Raw genomic sequence first — 17,290 nt, 5'->3', positions numbered from 1 at the left:
ACCTATTATTAGGGAAGTAATTAAGCTAAGCACAAAATGTGGATGAATTATGCACAGGGTAAGAAAATAATACTGGTCGGATGAACCAAGATGATATAAAAGAACCAATAAAGGAACAAAAATCTCCACAGCCCTTAAAGCTGTACTGCTACATTAGCGACTCAACTGCAAATCTATGGTTTTCTCGAACCTTGACGTGTAAGTCACAGCGCTGCGGTAAAGATTCAACCCCCCACTCTGTGAGTCTTTGAAAGTATTGTATAAAATCATACACTTGGCTCTTTGTCATACCGACCTTTGCTTTTGTAACAAGCTGTTGTTCTTGTTTCAGTCGCCATTCAAATACGCGCTCAAAACTTTCAACATTGAGGTAGATAAGCTTATCCAAGCCAGCAAAAGCACTGTGATATTCTCCCCCTAGAAACTGATTTACTTGGGTTCTAAACTTACCATTACTATCTTGTCGTCGTTCAAAGTCATTCACATTGCGATGTAATCGTTCATCTGGCTCTTTGCTGAGCCCTAAGCACCACCCTTCAAGAAGTAATATTTCAAGCTTGTCTTCACACTTTAACCATTTGTGTTTTGGCTCGGGGGTATCTGTTGACTTATCAAAACTTGGTAACGTAATTGGTTTTTGATGCTTAAAGTCACGCAATATGGACTGAAGCATAGCCACATTATGTGTACCTGGCACACCGCGAGTTTTGAATAGTGGATGATGTTGGTTTGCCACTTTTTCACGTTCAGCAGGTGATAGATAAAAATCATCGAGCGACACACTGCGCGCCGTATAACCTAAGCTGCGTAAATACACTGCCAAAAATGCCGCTAGCGTTGATTTACCAGACCCCTGAGCGCCATTGATGCCAATACACAGTGGCTGTGGGGCTGACTTGACTAAATCCCGTAGCCATATACAAATAGGTTGAGCATCTTCAACATAATTAGGAGGGAGTTGATGCTGTACGATAAAGTGTTGCTGCCAAGGCATCATGCTTTATTCCTTTGACAAAATAAAAGCCACAAAAGTGGCCCCTATATTTGTAAACCTTATGCTTGTCTTGCTTCAAGCATCAGACGCTTCATGTCTCTGACTGCTTTTTCCAGGCCATCAATTGCTGCACGCGCGACGATTGCATGACCAATGTTTAACTCATAGATCTCTGACATTTGCGCGATTGGTTTAACATTATGGTAGTGCAAACCATGACCAGCATTAACAATAATACCTAAGCCATGCGCATACTTAACACCTTCACGAATACGCTCTAGCTCTGCGGCTTGCTCTTGATCGTTGTGCGCATCCGCATATGCCCCCGTATGAATTTCTATGTAAGGGGCACCTGTTGCCTTAGCTGCATCTATTTGAGCTTTGTCCGCATCAATAAATAACGAAACTTTAATGCCTGCATCAGCGAGTACTTTAACCGCGTCAGTTATCTCCTGCTGATTACCAAGTACATCCAAGCCACCCTCGGTGGTAAGCTCTTCACGTTTCTCTGGTACTAAACATACGTACTCAGGTTTAACTTCTTGGGCAATTTTAAGCATTTCATCAGTTACAGCTATCTCAAGATTCATACGGGTTTGAATCGTTTTTGCCATTACGTATACATCTCTATCTTGAATATGGCGGCGATCTTCACGCAAATGAATCGTAATACCATCAGCCCCAGCATGTTCTGCCACGCTTGCTGCATGGGCCGGATCAGGATAGCTGGTACCACGTGCTTGTCTCAGCGTCGCAATGTGATCCACGTTCACGCCCAATAAAATATCTTTCATAGCCTTACCTTGATATAAATAATTCTCGGCTTTTTAAAGCCTTGTTTCCTAATAACGGTTTCAATAAATGCCGGCTGAGATGTTTTGCCGCTCTTCGCACCGGAGGCTTAGCAAAATCATGCTCGGCCATCGCCAGCAAAGCAGCACCTGCAAAGCCATAATGTGGCATGTTTGTTGGCACAAACCCCTGCTCTGGTAAATATTGATAACTTAAATTTGCGCTAACGGGCTCACCGTAAGCATCGATATCAAACTCCACTCCAAACCCAAGCAAACCAAGCAATTGAAATTCATAGCTACGTAACACAGGCTCTACATCGACTTGCTTTGCCAATGTCATTAAATGCTGTTGATAGAGCGTAAATACCTGCTCTTGAGGTTCATTACGTGGCACAATCCGATAGGTCAGCTCGTTTAAATAAAAGCCGCAATATAGCTGCTTACCATGTAATGATAATGGATTTTGTGCCAGTTCAAAGGAGTTTAGGTATTTTAAATCATGGCGACCGCCATATTGAGCAAGAATCGGTGTGAAAGGTCTTAAGTGGGCATTATGCTTAAGCGCTTGCCGCCCTTTGACTCTTGCAATCATGCTAAGGTGTCCAACCCCTTCAACAAGTGTATTAAGCATTAACTGCGAGTCGCTATGAGCTCGCCGATGCAATAAATACACTTGTCGAAAGTCGTTTTGCAATCAGTCTTCTCCGTATCCTAAGCTGCGCAGTGCTCGTTCATCATCAGCCCAACCAGACTTCACTTTAACCCACAACTCTAAAAACACTTTGTTGTCCAACATGCTTTCTAAATCTTTACGTGCTTCACGGCCTATTACTTTGAGCTTTTCACCCTTATTACCGATCACCATTCGCTTTTGCGACTCGCGCTCAACCAAGATCAAGGCATTAATTTGCCACACCCCATTGTCTTGCCATTTAAACTGCTCGATTTCCACGGTTACTGAATAAGGAAGTTCATCGCCCATAAAGCGCATCAGCTTTTCACGAACAATTTCGGCGGCTAAAAAACGCATTGAACGGTCAGTCACATAATCTTCAGGGAAGTAAAACTCACACTCAGGCAAACGAGAACGTACCGCTTCTTTCACAAGATCGATATTTTTATTCTGCTTTGCAGAAACAGGAACAATACCAACAAACTCACCTTGCTCAGATAACCATTGCATGTGCTTAAGCACTTCTTCATGCTCTTTAACCTGATCAACCTTGTTCATTACTACAAGGACGGGGCGACCACTTTGCTTAACTTTGTTAAGCACCATCTCGTCGTCACTATTCCAAAGTGTACCTTCAAGTACAAAAATTATGAGCTCAACATCGCCAATTGAACTAGACGCTGCACGGTTCATTAAACGGTTGATAGCGCGTTTTTCTTCGATATGTAATCCTGGGGTATCCACATATACCGCTTGGTAATTATCCTCGGTATGGATACCCATGATGCGGTGACGAGTAGTTTGCGGCTTCCGCGAAGTAATACTTACTTTTTGCTCAACAATTTTATTTAATAGCGTTGATTTACCAACGTTTGGGCGACCAACAATGGCAACCATGCCACAGTGTGTATTAGGCGTCATTTTTTAATATCTTCAATGCTTTTTCGGCAGCTTTCTGTTCCGCTTTACGACGAGAGCTACCTACTGAAATTATGCTCTCCATCCCTTCCACAATACATTCGACCGTGAATGTTTGGTTGTGTGCTTGGCCCTTTGTATCTATTACAGTGTAGCCTGGCAGTGGTAATTTGCGCGCTTGCAAATACTCTTGTAGTAAAGTCTTAGGGTCCTTTTGATTATGACCCGGTGAAATGGCTTCTAAACGTGTGTTGTACCAAGTTAAGATCAATTCACTACAAGTATCTATATCTGAATCTAAGAACACAGCGCCAATAATTGCCTCTACTGCGTCCGCTAGAGTTGACTCGCGACGAAAGCCACCACTTTTTAGCTCACCTGGCCCCAATCTTAAATAGTCACCCAAATTAAACTCTACACCAAACTCAGCTAACGTCTGACCTCGAACCAACGTGGAGCGCATACGGCTTAAGTCACCTTCGCGCGCTTTTGGAAATTGATGATACAAGGCATTGGCGATTACAAAACTCAAAATTGAATCTCCAAGAAATTCTAATCGCTCGTTGTGCTGGCCCTTGTGACTGCGATGCGTCATAGCCTGCTCAAGCAATGCCTCGTTGTTAAAGTGATATCCTATCTTACTGTATAATTCTGCTACGTTTCTTTTCATTGTTACTGAATATTACCTAGGCGTCCAAAACGAACACCAGTTGGAACCCAACCTGGAAGTAGGCTATCTGGGCCATTTTCAAAATCAAAACTCATCCAAATAAAGACAGCTTTACCGACAAGGTTTTCCTTAGGAACAAATCCCCACATACGGCTGTCTTGGCTATTGTTACGGTTGTCACCCATAGCAAAATAGCTGTTCTCTGGTACAATCCACTCGTCTTTTCTAGTACCAGGTTGTTGCGGACGATAGCGCTCTACAGGTTCAATTGCTTGAGGATTAATAAGTATATCATGCTGTACATCCGGCAAGCTTTCTGTCAAACGAACCAACGGCATTGAACCTTGCATATATTCATCGTTGTTAACGATATCTAGCTTTATTTTATTATACTCACCACACACTAAATTGCCTTGCTGTTGCTCACCTTGAGCACATTTAGGCTTAATATAGAGTTGGCGATTACGATAAACAATGTGATCTCCTGGAAGACCAATCACACGCTTGATAAAGTCAATACGCTCATCCAGAGGAAACTTAAAAACAGCAACGTCCCCACGTTCAGGCTGGCCTACTTCAACCAGTTGCGAACGCCACACTGGATCTTTGATGCCATAAGCATATTTTTGTACCAAAATAAAATCGCCATCCAGCAACGTTGGCATCATTGAACCTGACGGAATTTGGAAAGGTTCAAAGATAAATGAGCGAAAAATTGTGATCGCTGCGATCATTGGGAAAATAGACTTAGCACCTTCTATGATGGCAGGTTCAGGTGCTATTTGTGAGATAACATCTTCATCTAGTGGTTGCTCTGAAGCACCTTGAGCTATCGCAATCCGTTGTTTTCTCTTCGGTGCATAAAGCAGGTGATCTAGTAACCAAAGTAAACCTGAGCCTATGGTTAGTACCACCAAAAATATTGAAAAATAGCCTGCCATTAAAAATTTCCTGTTATTTGCCCACTTTTAATATGGCAAGAAACGCATCTTGAGGAACTTCAACGTTACCCAACTGCTTCATGCGCTTTTTACCTTCTTTTTGTTTCTGAAGTAGCTTTTTCTTACGACTTACGTCACCGCCATAACATTTTGCGATTACGTTCTTACGTAGTTGTTTTACTGTCGTACGCGCGATCACATGACCACCGATTGCGGCTTGAATCGCGATATCAAACATCTGACGAGGGATCAGCTCTTTAAGTGCATCTGCAAGTTGACGTCCACGGCTTTGCGCGCCGTCACGGTGTGCAATGATAGCTAAAGCATCAACTCGGTCACCATTGATAAGAATATCAACACGTACCATATCAGAGGCTTGGAAGTGCTTAAAGTTATAATCAAGCGACGCGAAACCACGGCTAGTAGATTTTAACTTGTCAAAGAAGTCCATCACTACTTCAGCCATTGGTAACTCATACGTTATTGCAACTTGTTTGCCGTGATAAGCCATCTTGGTTTGCATGCCGCGTTTTTCAACACACAAAGTGATCACGTTTCCTAAATATTCCTGAGGAACTAGGATATTCGCCTCCACAATCGGCTCACGAATTTCGAGAATATCGTTCACAGGCGGCAATGCCGATGGATTATCTATCTGGATAGTGCCGTTTTTGGTTTCAATCTCGTAAATTACCGTAGGCGCTGTGGTGATCAGATCCATATCGTATTCACGCTCTAAACGCTCTTGGATGATCTCCATGTGCAACATACCAAGGAAACCAACACGGAAACCAAACCCCAGCGCGGTAGAATTCTCTGGCTCGAAAAATAACGAGGCGTCGTTAAGGCTCAACTTATTAAGAGCATCACGGAACGATTCATAATCGTCAGAAGAAATAGGGAACATCCCCGCATATACTTGTGGTTTAACACGTTGGAAACCAGGTAAACGCTCAGGGGCTGCGTTCTTAGTTAAAGTAATTGTATCACCTACAGGCGCACCGTGGATATCTTTGATACCCGCTATCACATAGCCTACTTCGCCTGTTTTCAAAATACCGGTATTTTTCTGCTTTGGCGTGAAAATACCGACTTTGTCCGCAATGTGGGTTTGCCCTGTCGACATAATCTTAATCTTGTCACCTTGACGTAATTCACCATGCTTGATGCGCACAAGTGAAACAACCCCTTGGTATGAGTCAAACCAAGAGTCGATGATCAATGCCTGAAGCGGTGCCTCGGGGTTTCCCTCTGGTGGCGGTACATCACGTACGATATTTTCTAAAACATCTTCAATACCTAAACCTGTTTTAGCACTACACTGCACAGCATCAAGCGCATCGATACCAACGATGTCTTCAATTTCTTCAGCGACGCGCAGTGGGTCGGCTTGAGGTAGGTCGATTTTGTTTAGAATTGGAATAACTTCTAAATCCATTTCAATTGCGGTGTAACAGTTGGCTAGGGTTTGTGCCTCTACGCCCTGACCTGCATCCACAACTAATAGTGCACCTTCACACGCAGCCAAAGAACGTGATACTTCATAAGTAAAATCAACGTGTCCTGGTGTGTCGATGAAGTTCAACATGTATGTTTCGCCATCTTTGGCAGTGTAATTTAGAGTAACACTTTGTGCCTTGATGGTAATACCGCGCTCTCGCTCGATGTCCATCGAATCCAGAACCTGCTGCTGCATTTCGCGGTCTGTAAGGCCACCGCATACTTGAATTAGGCGGTCAGAAAGTGTTGATTTGCCATGGTCAATGTGGGCGATGATAGAAAAGTTACGGATATGCTTCATATACTGGATTCTAAACTTCTATTAAGTCACTAAATGGATTAAAGCGCCGATTTTACCTGTTATTTAACTCAATCACCATCTATTTGCGTCACAGCCATGCTAATTGGGTAAATTTTTACCACTTTTACATCATGTTTTATCGACTGAACGCGCTTTTTAGCGAACAAGTAGCCTAAAAAGCCACCAGCTAACGCCAAAAATATCTGCCAAGGTTCACTAAGAGCTAACCCTAGTGACGCAATAAATACGAATATAAATGCCATCATCAGAGGCAACATATAAACATAGAAGGCGTGATTGACGACTTTGGAGTCATCTAGACTGAGTTTAACTTTTTGCCCAATTTCCAAAGTGTTATCAACCTTTATTGGAAAAGTCTTGTTGTGAGTTCCAAAAAGTTTACTAAAGACTTGTGAGCCGCATTTACCATTACAGCCTTCACATGCGGGCTTTTGTTCGGCTTCCAAATAGGCTGTAGTGCCAGAAACTGACACCACAGTTAGGGTTTGTTCAATCATAGCGGTCGCTTTACTGACTCAGCTATACTTTTTGCAGTCATCGCAGGGATGTTGCCCACCACAGACACATCAAATGCGCCGGAGTTGTGAACATATACAGTCGTTGCACCAGAGGACAATGCACCACTTGGCCTTTGTCCTGGCAGCGGACGCTGTACAAATACAGAGATATCGACTAACCCGTCAGAAAACAAATAGTAATCAGCCAATTCATTATTCAAATCTAACTTATGTCTGTCTGATTTTAACAATTTAAACCCCTCTGGCAACCAACCTATTTGCCAATTATTTTGCAATGTATCATCTTTGCTTAATTTCAAAGCGGGTAATGGTGTTGGAAACTTTCTTTGGGTTAGCTCTAGCAGTTGCTCTGCAGGTTCTGGTGTTACACTAATATGAGTAAGCTGCAGTTGCTCTAGCAACTCCCCTTGCTGATTCACGTATGCGGCTTTCAATAATAAAGAAGACTGGGTATCAATCCATAGCCAGTAGTTATACTTACTGCTATCTTTAGCTTCGACCCTAACAAGCTGTGCTGGCCTGCCCGCAATTCGACCTTTGCCTCCTAATACAAAGTCATAATGCTCTAAAAGTGCACTGACATCTTTAAAAAGTACTTCAGGGATTGGACCTGCTATTGAGTCGGTTCTCACTGAGTAAGGCGCGGATTGGGGTTCATAATAAGTAACTAGATCATCAACTCTGACGATTTCTAAACCGGCTCCGTTAAGCAAACTTAGCAACTCTAATTCTTTGTTTTCGTGTTTTGCATGAACCCAACGGTAAGGCTCCATGCCTTTACCTTTGAGGACCACAAAAGAAGCATCAAAATTTCTATTGTGGACCGCTGAGGCCATGTTTTGTAGTAACTGTCTGGCAGAAACAACTTCCTCAGCATGTACCCATGAAGCCAAACATAGACCTAAAATACAGGCAAGTAATCTCATTTAACTACTTCTTTTCCTCTAATTGTTCTGACTCAACTTTGCTTTTTTGCTGTAAAGCGTAGGCAACTCGAGACTGTCTTTGATGCTCAAGTACAAGGGCACCAATGCGTTGCTGCTGTAAATCGCGAATGCCCTTCTCAGCGCTTTGCAATGCTGACTGCTCAGTTGAAAAGCTAACAGGCGCTACGCCACCCGCTAAAGGTCGAGACTGTAAAACCGGCATTTCGTCCATTGCAGGGCTGCTTTGTTGTGGCATCGTGTTGACACCAAGCACGGCGACCAGCGCAACACTTGCTGCTATTGCCATTTGAGAAATTGGTCTGCGCCAAGCGCTTAGTTTTACAACTTTGGCACCTTGATCAACTTGCTCTTGATACTCACTTTGCAGATTGAGATTATGGCATGGCTCATTTTCCAATGCTTCTGCCACCTTTGCAGTAATATCAATGCTAATACCACCCGTTTGAGCTTCACGCATCACGTCACCTATTTGCGCATAGCGCGCAAACTTACTTGTGTCTATGTTACTCAAAGATGACTCGTCAAGCTGCAAATCTCCATCAAGTGCGGATGATGCCAACTCTTGTGGTGATTTTTTGAGGTTCGCTTTTGTCATGTTATGACTCACCTATTAGTGGGTTTAAATTGTTATCTATTGCTTCTCGCGCTCTGAAAATTCGAGAACGAACAGTACCAACTGGGCAATCCATTACCACTGCAATTTCGTCGTAGCTCATTCCTTCGATTTCTCTCAAGGTGATCGCTGTTTTTAAGTCATCAGGCAAACCATCGATAGTTGCAAATATCACCGATCGTACCTCATCACTTAGCAATAAGTTTTCCGGAGATGCATTTGAGCGTAATTGCTCAGCGCCATCATAAAATTCAGCTTCTTCAGCATCTACATCGTTGGCTGGGGGTTTTCGCCCTTGAGCCACCAAATAATTCTTCGAGCAGTTAACCGCGATACGATACAACCAAGTGTAAAACGCACTTTCCCCCCTAAAGTTGGGGAGTGCGCGATACGCTTTGATAAACGCTTCTTGCGCAACATCTGCTACATCACCGTGGTTTGACACATAACGTGAAATCAGCGCGGCGACCTTATTTTGATATTTGGCAACTAAAAGGTTGAAGGCATTTTTATCTCCTTGCTGAACCCGCTTAACCAGTTCTAAATCCAAATCCTGCTCGCTCATTCGAGCCGGTACTCCTCTTTGTTATCGTTATAACTTAATGTTTCGTTGCCATTATTTACTGCTACTCTGACTAGGCCATGAATAAAAAGTTCTGTTTTTTTGATATTTTTTTTAAAATAATGACATTCAGCATATCTGACACATACATTATCGTGTAAATACCACTCACATAAAGCCCATTTGGTTTGGCCCAATTAGGTGTATAATAGCAAAAAATGTTGCATCTAGCTGTATGTAGTGCCTAGAAAAAGTGAAGATCCAAAAAACATGAAGTCAAAAAAAAATCATAGCACCGATGTAGTTGTAATCGGAAGCGGCGCGGCAGGTTTAAGTCTAGCCTTGTCTTTGGCAAATCATTGTCATGTTACCGTGATAAGCAAAGGCGCCCTGAAAGAAGGCTCAACACTTTACGCACAAGGTGGCATTGCCGCTGTATTTGACAAAAAGAATGACAGTATCGAGTCACATGTGGAAGATACGCTCGCTGCAGGTGCAGGGCTGTGTGACCGAGATGCTGTGCATTATACCGCAAGTAATGCCAAAAATTGTTTAAAGTGGCTGATTGAACAAGGTGTTCCTTTTGACATGGAATTCGACAGCAAAGGTAAAGAGCGTTACCACTTAACGCGTGAAGGTGGCCACAGCCATCGCCGCATTTTACACGCAGCAGATGCCACTGGCAAAGCCGTACAAACAACCTTGGTCTCTCAGGTACAGTTACACCCTAACATCACCCTACTCGAACAACACAATGCCATCGACCTTATTAATGATAAAACTGCTGATGAGCGCCGCATTCATGGCGTATATGTATTCAATCGTGCGAAAGACCAAGTAGAAACAATCTCTGCTAAGTTTGTTGCTCTGGCTACAGGTGGCGCCAGTAAAGTTTATTTATATACATCGAACCCAGATGTTTCTAGTGGTGATGGCATTGCAATGGCTTGGCGCGCTGGCTGTAAAGTTGCAAACATGGAATTTAATCAATTCCACCCCACAAGTTTATACCATCCCGAATTGCAAAATTTTCTGATCACTGAAGCCATGAGAGGCGAAGGAGCATTGCTTAAAAGGCCAGATGGTACGCGGTTTATGCCAGATTTTGATGAGCGTGAAGAGCTTGCTCCAAGAGATATCGTCGCACGAGCAATTGACTATGAAATGAAGCGTCTTGGGGCCAACTGTGTCTACCTTGATATTTCTCATAAAGACAAAGACTTTATCATCGAGCACTTCCCTACCATCTATGCTAAATGCTTAAGTGTCGGCCTAGATATCACTAAAGAAGCCATCCCTGTGGTGCCCGCCGCGCATTACACATGTGGTGGAGTAATGACAGACTTTAATGGCAAAACAGACATAGACAACTTGTACGCGGTGGGCGAAGTAGCATACACAGGCCTGCACGGTGCAAATAGAATGGCCAGTAACTCGTTATTAGAATGTATTGTATTTGCCCATGCCGCCGCGAAAGACATTCTAGCAAAAATCAAATCAAGCCCAACACCACCAGAACTACCCGAGTGGGATGAAAGTCGCGTGAGCGATTCGGATGAAGAAGTGGTAATTACCCATAACTGGCATGAGTTGAGATTATTTATGTGGGATTACGTCGGGATCGTGCGCTCAACCAAGCGTTTAGAACGAGCATTACGTCGCGTTGAACTACTTCAACAAGAAATTCAAGAGTACTATGCACATTTTAGAGTAAGTAACAATTTGCTTGAGCTAAGAAACCTAGTGCAAGTTGCCGAGTTAATTATTCGCAGCGCATTGGCACGCAAAGAAAGTCGAGGGTTACACTATACAATTGACTTCCCACAACAAAACCAAGACCCAAAACCCACTATTTTGGTTCCGTAGCTTCGCAGTGCTGCAAACTCAGTCGGCACAGGCGAGCCCAAGCCTGTGTCGAAAGCGCCGATCGCACGATTAATACTCTTTTGTTTACTCCAGAATAGCTCTCGAGCTGCAAAATTAAGATATCGAAAAATACCAACGCCTTAGCTATCTTGCCTACAAATTCAATATCACCATAAAGCTCAATAAAATTATCCTCTTGCGTCAGTAACACAACTCCGCGTTTTGGCGTACGCGAACGCAATTGCCGCAGGCATAAACAATAGCCGGATATACCAAGCAATAGCGCGAGAAGAATTGATAACAATTGTGGAAACAGTAGGATTGAGATAAATGTTACACAGGCGAATAAGACCACAAAGGGCTTGTGGTCTAAATAATTATTTTCAAAAGAAAATCTATACGCGGACTCGGTCAAGGATCAGCTTTACCATAGCGTTAAGTTCGGCATCAGGACAATTCTCATGCCCCATAAACCACGCGAATAAATCTGGGTCTTCAACGGCTAATAAACGCTGAAAAACGAGCTTATCTTGTTCACTCAATGCATCGTAGGCTTCATCAACAAATGGCCCCAACAACACATCTAGCTCTAACATACCACGACGACATGCCCATTTTGTGCGAGACTTTGAATACAGCTCTGCCATTTAAATACCCTTAATCTATCATTGTTTATTTTTTGCGTGCTAATTATATCTTAGTTTGTGAAATGAAACACAGATCTTTACTTGAAAAACAACACCAATGACACCATCCATACAATTCTTTTCGTACGAACATTTATGCGATTGTAGTTATACGCTACCATAACACCAATTCTCATTTTAAGGATTAATTCTATGTCACTTGCGTGTGCCGTTAATCTCCCATATCAATTAATTGCCGTTTCAGGGCCCGAGCAGTTAAGTTATTTACATGGCCAACTGACTCAAGATATGAACCTGATAACCGAGCATAATTTCCTTTGGGCAGGCCATTGTAGTCCAAAAGGCAAACTATGGGGCGCATTTCGTGTTTTCAAACATCAACAACAGTTTATGTTACTCGGCTCAGACGCTGAAGTTCAGGCATCATCGCGAGAACTAAAAAAGTACGGCGTGTTTGCAAAAGTTGAAATTGACAATGTAGAAGAGCCAAAGATCATGGGAATCTATAGCCAAACACAATTGAACAATGTTTGTGATTTGCTAGGCTTAAATTTTGACGATGGCCGCACCGCCTGTGACTTTGGCCGTAACAAAGCACTGAAACTAGATGGCCAACGTTTGATGTTGTACGTCGACAGTGACTTTGCTCTACCGGATGGCATCGAATTTAAAGAGGATCCAAGCTTATTTATTGAAGCTGGGATCTTAGCAGGTGAGCCCCAAGTCAATGGATCAAACATTGAAGAATTTGTGCCACAAATGATAAATTTACAAGCACTCGATGGCATCAGCTTTAAAAAAGGATGTTACACGGGTCAAGAAACGGTAGCACGCATGCGCTACTTAGGAAAAAACAAACGAGCAATGTACATCGTACAAGGCAAATGCCCTGAAGCGATTATAGAGACCGAGCTTGAACTACAACTTGGTGATAACTGGCGCCGTGCAGGTAAAGTGATTCATCAAGTGTTTAATAGTGCCACAAACACCTACAGTGCATTGGCAGTATTACCTAACGATACGGAGCAATCGGTAAGCCTTCGTGCCAAACACTCACCTGAGGTCACATTAACCATTGTGCCCCTTCCTTACTCTCTAGATGACCAATAAACGGGATATATTATGAAAATTGCACCAAATAAAGTGGTAAGTATGCATTACGCTGTTTTAGATAATGATAGCAACACCATAGACAATACATTTGATGGTGAACCACTGGTGTTTATCGTAGGCACTGGCTATTTAATTCCAGGCTTAGAAAATGCTTTAATGGACAAGCAAGTGGGTGACAAGCTCAGCGTTACCGTTGAGCCTGAGCAAGGCTACGGTGAACGTCACGATAATCTGATGCAGGCTGTACCCAAGTCAATGTTTGAAGGCATGGAAATTGAAGTGGGCATGCAGTTTCGTGCAACCACCGATGACGGCGATCAATTAGTCATGATTATTGATATACAGGATGACGAAGTCGTTGTTGATGGTAACCATCCACTGTCAGGGATCACGCTAAACTTTGACGTCGAGATCCTTGAAGTACGTGATGCAACAGAAGATGAGCTAGCTCATGGCCATGTTCATGGCGAAGGTGGCTGTGGTCATGACCACTAAGCTGGGTCATTGCAAGCGCTAGTCAGCGCTTGCAATCTTTTCACTTAGTGCACTTAATAAGTTGGCTTGATCATTGGTGCCTAGTCTGTACTTCATACCATCGGGTAAACTTACCTCAATTGCAGAAAACCCTGAGGCTGAATATACCCATCCATCGTTGGTGATTCTCATCCCCACGCCATGACGAAACGAATTTGTGACGCCTTTAATCTCGGTAATATCCTCAAAATTCAGCGTCTTTTTTGCCACTCCCGGACCAAACCACCAGCTCAGCGTTCGCTTTTCCTTATCCACTTCAATTGTAAGCGCGTAGAATGTACAACACAGTATGGCTAGAATAATAGCAAAGACCAACACCATAACATTGTATCCAAGTAACCAAGTCGCCAAAATTAAAAAACTCGCAACCCAAGCTAAGATAGCCATAATTGCCCATGAAAATTGAGTATGACGGTACATAACCTTCCTCTTTAAAAACTGTATACCAAAGTAGCGCCTAGTTCTGTGTCAGTTTTCAGTTTACCTTCTTCTGGCTGAGAATTATAACGGTAGCTATAGGATACCTTCAACGACACACCACCCAAAACTTGGCTTACAACCGCAGTTTCGCTCACCATACGATCATTTAAGCCAGAAAGTGATATTTCCATACTCATATCATGATTAAAACGGGTCCGCTCAGAAATCTTGCGCTCCCATTGTAAAGCTATACGCAACAAGTGACCGCGTTGTAATCTAGATTGACCTTCGTCTAATGCTGATTCTTCGTCGCTTTTCGACAAATACAAACCCGGTCCGATATCAAAATCAATCGTATTCTTACGCCCTTCAAAAAGGCGATTACCGTACCCCATAGCAACCGTAGTTGTATAGTCTTTACCATTGAACTTGTCGTTTAAATAATCCGCGTACAGAAAAAACGATTCATTGTCCTTACCGACTTTATAGTTCCCTTGAGCGGAGACAAAATACCGCGAAGCCGTTACTTCGTTATGCCCCGTATCATTTTCAGTATCTTCTCGATATAACGCATCAACCTTAAGCTGATTACGCCACTGAGTAAAATCTTGATATACATTGCTTTTTAGCTTAAAAGCAGTGTTCTCAGAGTTTCCCTTGTTGGCAATTAAGCCAAACTCAACATCCCCATAAAGTAAATCTCCGACATGTAATTGATGAATTTCATCATCTGAAACCTCACCATACTGATGGAAATCTTCTAAAGGAGCGGCGCTATAGCCATGTGGCACCCACATCAGACCTAAAATAAAAATACAGACTTTGAAGTATCGCACTACTTTACAACAACTTTTAGTAATAGTTACTCTGAATCGTTTTGCTTCCACAAAACATGACAAAATGGCGCATCTAGATCGCGACTGATCAGTATTTTTGCTAAAACTTCGTCACCATCTTCATATTCAATACCGATCATCACCTGCACAAAGTGCTCGGGTTCAACTTCCAACGCCACTAAATCTTGCCAACTATCATCAGGCTCACTATCTTCGATAAAACCATATTCTTCATGGTGCAGGTTAAATTGCTCTATGTCCTGCTCAGATAAGTTATCTGGCGCTAGCTGTTGAAAAATCTCATAGGCTTGATGTGTTATTTCTTCAACACTACATAAACGGGCTGACATGGTCGAGGTACTCATTATTAATGCATTAATTGATATGATAGCAAAATCACAAAATTAAAGGCTATGGTGTTTCGTTAAATGGGCAAATTTCTATGCTGAAATTATTGTCTTTAGAATATAAACTCTAATTCAAATACTTAGAATAAAGAATACAGGATACCTACATGCTTACACTAGAATATCACGGCGATGTTGCCTGGCTGACGCTTAATCGTCCAGAAAAGCAAAATGCGCTCACTTTCGAGATGTTTGTTGCAATCGATCAAGCCATCAAGAAGCTTAAAAAAAATCGTCAGCTTAAGGCAGTTGTATTGCAAGGCGCAGGAGACAATTTTTGCTCAGGATTGGATGTTAAGTCTGTTATGAAACAACCCTCAGCCATTTTGAGGCTGCTGTTCAAATGGTTGCCAGGCAACGCCAATCTCGCGCAACGCGTCTGCATAGATTGGCGTACGCTGCCCGTGCCTGTCATTGCATTAATTGACGGGAATTGTTTTGGTGGTGGTATGCACATTGCCCTAGGCGCTGACTATCGAATCGCTTCCTCTCGTGCCAAGCTTGCGATTATGGAATCGCGCTGGGGACTCTGTCCAGACATGGGCTCCGGCCCACTATTGCCAAGTACAATGCCCTATGACAAAGCACTGATGCTAACTTACCTTGGCACCCCAATCGACGCTCAAGAAGCATTGCATGTCGGTTTGGTGTCAATGGTTAGTAAGGACTTACACTATGACTGTGATAAGCTACTTTCACAACTACTGACCCGCTCTCCCGATGCACTCGCAGCGATAAAAAAGGTCAACCAAGCGGCCTATCAACAAAACCGCAGAGCAACACTCGCAAAAGAAACCTTTTCGCAAATCAGATTACTATTAAGCAAGAACACAAGAATTGCGATGCATAATGCAACAAACGAAGAGCACAAACCTTATCAACAGCGGGCCAAGTGGTAAATTCGTCCAATTGAGGTATCGTTGCTGGTCAATTATGATTGCCAGCAAGTCACACAGATTTGCGGAGAGTAATTTGTTAACTATCATGAAGTTCTGCACAGCAATCACATTACTGTTGCTGTGTTTGTTTAGTGCTAAGCTACTCAATGTTTGGCTACAGCTATCTATACCCGCCCCGCTAACAGGTATGGCACTTATGTTTTTGTTGCTCAGCTCAAAATTATTAAAACCACAATGGCTAGCTCCTGCTTGTGAGCCTATTTTAAAATATATGGCACTGTTTTTTATTCCCGCTGGTGTCGGAGTCGTACAATACACTTCATTACTGAGCACGCATTGGCCCCTGCTAGTGAGTGTATTGATTCTGGTACCCCTGACAGGGTTATGTGTGGTCGGAATAATTGCTAAAAAAGTGGCTTTTCATGATTAACTCACTGCTCATCTGTGCCTTAGTCGGAGCTCTTTATTTGCTCTTTCGCACATTGCATACAAAGTACCAAACGCCAACGCTTAACCCATTATTACTTTGTATTATGGTGATAATTGCTTGGTTGCTAACATTTGAAGTTAACTACCAAACATTCTTTCAAGCAACACAGCCAATACACTTTTTCCTCGAAGTGGCTGTGGTTGCGCTTGCTTACCCTTTGTACACACAATTCGGCAGCATCAAACAACACTTTGTGCCACTAGTCGCATGTAGCTTTATAGGTGTAACCTGTGCCACTTTAGTTGCATTTATACTTTGCCAGTTATACTCCGCTGACGATCAACTAAGTGCGTCCCTCGCGGCACTTTCTGTCACCACTCCTATCACGCTGCTGATCAGCGAAAGTCTGGGTGGCATGAGTGCTATCGCCGCTATCATGGTGATCCTAGTGGGCATATTCGGTGGTATATTTGGCGTGGCGATACTGACTAGGTTAAATATCATGCAACCCCAAGCCAAAGGCATCGCTCTTGGTGTATCCTGCCATGCAATTGGTACTGCCAGTGCGTTAGAATACCATCATGCGGCCGGAGCCTATGCATCCGCAGCAATGACCGTTAGCGCAGTCGTCACCGCCATTTGGGTCCCCCCCTTGTACCATTGGTTAATTACGCTCTCATAAAAAG

The 17,290-nt window shown here is 43.0% G+C and carries 21 protein-coding genes; 6 read left to right on the top strand and 15 right to left on the bottom strand.

All coding sequences use genetic code 11. The annotated features are described in order from the left end of the window. Positions 1–148: 148 nt before the first annotated feature. From BET10_RS16980 to rpoE, 11 genes are all read right to left on the bottom strand, one after another. Entirely contained in the window at positions 149–997 is an 849-nt protein-coding gene (locus BET10_RS16980; protein ID WP_070986779.1) for a hypothetical protein, read from the bottom strand. Positions 998–1,053: 56 nt separating this feature from the next. Next, positions 1,054–1,788: a pyridoxine 5'-phosphate synthase gene (gene pdxJ, locus BET10_RS16975; protein WP_070986778.1), complete on the bottom strand. Its 735-nt coding sequence runs from the start codon at positions 1,786–1,788 to the stop codon at positions 1,054–1,056. A 4-nt stretch (positions 1,789–1,792) separates the two neighbouring features. Next, entirely contained in the window at positions 1,793–2,482 is a 690-nt protein-coding gene (gene recO, locus BET10_RS16970; protein WP_070986777.1) for a DNA repair protein RecO, read from the bottom strand. Beyond that, positions 2,483–3,382: a GTPase Era gene (gene era, locus BET10_RS16965; RefSeq protein ID WP_070986776.1), complete on the bottom strand. Its 900-nt coding sequence runs from the start codon at positions 3,380–3,382 to the stop codon at positions 2,483–2,485. It abuts the gene before it with no gap. Next, positions 3,372–4,049, bottom strand: a complete 678-nt coding sequence (gene rnc, locus BET10_RS16960; protein ID WP_070986775.1) for a ribonuclease III — start codon at positions 4,047–4,049, stop codon at positions 3,372–3,374. Before rnc ends, era begins: the two co-directional genes overlap by 11 nt. A gap of 2 nt (positions 4,050–4,051) precedes the next feature. After that, on the bottom strand, positions 4,052–4,990 hold the full coding sequence (gene lepB / locus BET10_RS16955; RefSeq protein ID WP_070986774.1) for a signal peptidase I: 939 nt from the start codon (positions 4,988–4,990) through the stop codon (positions 4,052–4,054). 13 nt (positions 4,991–5,003) lie between these two features. Next, a complete protein-coding gene (gene lepA / locus BET10_RS16950; protein ID WP_070986773.1) occupies positions 5,004–6,791 on the bottom strand; it encodes a translation elongation factor 4 in 1,788 nt (595 codons plus the stop codon). A 68-nt stretch (positions 6,792–6,859) separates the two neighbouring features. Continuing rightward, positions 6,860–7,309 (bottom strand): SoxR reducing system RseC family protein, encoded by a 450-nt coding sequence (locus BET10_RS16945; protein WP_070986772.1) that lies wholly within the window; start codon positions 7,307–7,309, stop codon positions 6,860–6,862. Further along, positions 7,306–8,256: a MucB/RseB C-terminal domain-containing protein gene (locus BET10_RS16940; RefSeq protein ID WP_070986771.1), complete on the bottom strand. Its 951-nt coding sequence runs from the start codon at positions 8,254–8,256 to the stop codon at positions 7,306–7,308. The genes BET10_RS16945 and BET10_RS16940 overlap by 4 nt, the downstream gene beginning before the upstream one ends. A gap of 4 nt (positions 8,257–8,260) precedes the next feature. Continuing rightward, positions 8,261–8,872 carry a sigma-E factor negative regulatory protein gene (locus tag BET10_RS16935; RefSeq protein WP_070986770.1) on the bottom strand — a complete coding sequence of 204 codons (612 nt, stop codon included), beginning with the start codon at positions 8,870–8,872 and terminating at the stop codon, positions 8,261–8,263. 1 nt (position 8,873) lies between these two features. Further along, positions 8,874–9,455, bottom strand: a complete 582-nt coding sequence (gene rpoE / locus BET10_RS16930; RefSeq protein ID WP_070986769.1) for an RNA polymerase sigma factor RpoE — start codon at positions 9,453–9,455, stop codon at positions 8,874–8,876. Positions 9,456–9,722: 267 nt separating this feature from the next. On the opposite strand from rpoE, the gene nadB reads away from it, so the two are divergent. Further along, positions 9,723–11,318, top strand: a complete 1,596-nt coding sequence (gene nadB, locus BET10_RS16925) for an L-aspartate oxidase (RefSeq protein ID WP_070986768.1) — start codon at positions 9,723–9,725, stop codon at positions 11,316–11,318. Positions 11,319–11,713: 395 nt separating this feature from the next. Here the strand turns inward: nadB and BET10_RS16915 are convergent, their stop codons facing one another. After that, on the bottom strand, positions 11,714–11,965 hold the full coding sequence (locus tag BET10_RS16915) for an FAD assembly factor SdhE (protein WP_070986766.1): 252 nt from the start codon (positions 11,963–11,965) through the stop codon (positions 11,714–11,716). 192 nt (positions 11,966–12,157) lie between these two features. Here BET10_RS16915 and ygfZ point away from each other — a divergent pair, with 192 nt between their 5' ends. Then, on the top strand, positions 12,158–13,075 hold the full coding sequence (ygfZ, locus tag BET10_RS16910; RefSeq protein WP_070986765.1) for a CAF17-like 4Fe-4S cluster assembly/insertion protein YgfZ: 918 nt from the start codon (positions 12,158–12,160) through the stop codon (positions 13,073–13,075). 12 nt (positions 13,076–13,087) lie between these two features. Beyond that, positions 13,088–13,573, top strand: a complete 486-nt coding sequence (locus tag BET10_RS16905) for an FKBP-type peptidyl-prolyl cis-trans isomerase (protein ID WP_070986764.1) — start codon at positions 13,088–13,090, stop codon at positions 13,571–13,573. Positions 13,574–13,591: 18 nt separating this feature from the next. Here the strand turns inward: BET10_RS16905 and BET10_RS16900 are convergent, their stop codons facing one another. From BET10_RS16900 to BET10_RS16890, 3 genes are all read right to left on the bottom strand, one after another. After that, complete coding sequence (locus tag BET10_RS16900; protein ID WP_070986763.1) at positions 13,592–14,032, bottom strand: hypothetical protein; 441 nt, start codon at positions 14,030–14,032, stop codon at positions 13,592–13,594. Positions 14,033–14,043: 11 nt separating this feature from the next. Then, positions 14,044–14,829, bottom strand: coding sequence for a DUF481 domain-containing protein (locus BET10_RS16895; RefSeq protein ID WP_070986762.1), 786 nt, complete (start codon positions 14,827–14,829; stop codon positions 14,044–14,046). Between the two features lie 65 nt (positions 14,830–14,894). Then, positions 14,895–15,218 (bottom strand): DUF440 family protein, encoded by a 324-nt coding sequence (locus BET10_RS16890; protein WP_070986761.1) that lies wholly within the window; start codon positions 15,216–15,218, stop codon positions 14,895–14,897. Positions 15,219–15,382: 164 nt separating this feature from the next. On the opposite strand from BET10_RS16890, the gene BET10_RS16885 reads away from it, so the two are divergent. Genes BET10_RS16885 through BET10_RS16875 form a run of 3 tightly spaced genes read left to right on the top strand, consistent with a single transcriptional unit; the run spans position 15,383 to position 17,286 of the window. Beyond that, positions 15,383–16,174, top strand: coding sequence for a crotonase/enoyl-CoA hydratase family protein (locus tag BET10_RS16885; protein WP_070986760.1), 792 nt, complete (start codon positions 15,383–15,385; stop codon positions 16,172–16,174). Continuing rightward, positions 16,125–16,604, top strand: a complete 480-nt coding sequence (locus tag BET10_RS16880) for a CidA/LrgA family protein (protein ID WP_083330589.1) — start codon at positions 16,125–16,127, stop codon at positions 16,602–16,604. Before BET10_RS16885 ends, BET10_RS16880 begins: the two co-directional genes overlap by 50 nt. Continuing rightward, entirely contained in the window at positions 16,597–17,286 is a 690-nt protein-coding gene (locus tag BET10_RS16875; protein ID WP_070986759.1) for an LrgB family protein, read from the top strand. The genes BET10_RS16880 and BET10_RS16875 overlap by 8 nt, the downstream gene beginning before the upstream one ends. Positions 17,287–17,290 lie beyond the last annotated feature (4 nt).

The organism is Pseudoalteromonas amylolytica (genome assembly GCF_001854605.1).
In the GTDB taxonomy this organism is placed as follows: Bacteria; Pseudomonadota; Gammaproteobacteria; order Enterobacterales; family Alteromonadaceae; genus Pseudoalteromonas; species Pseudoalteromonas amylolytica.
Note: the sequence above shows the minus strand (reverse complement) of the source record. Positions and strands in the feature narration are given on the sequence as shown.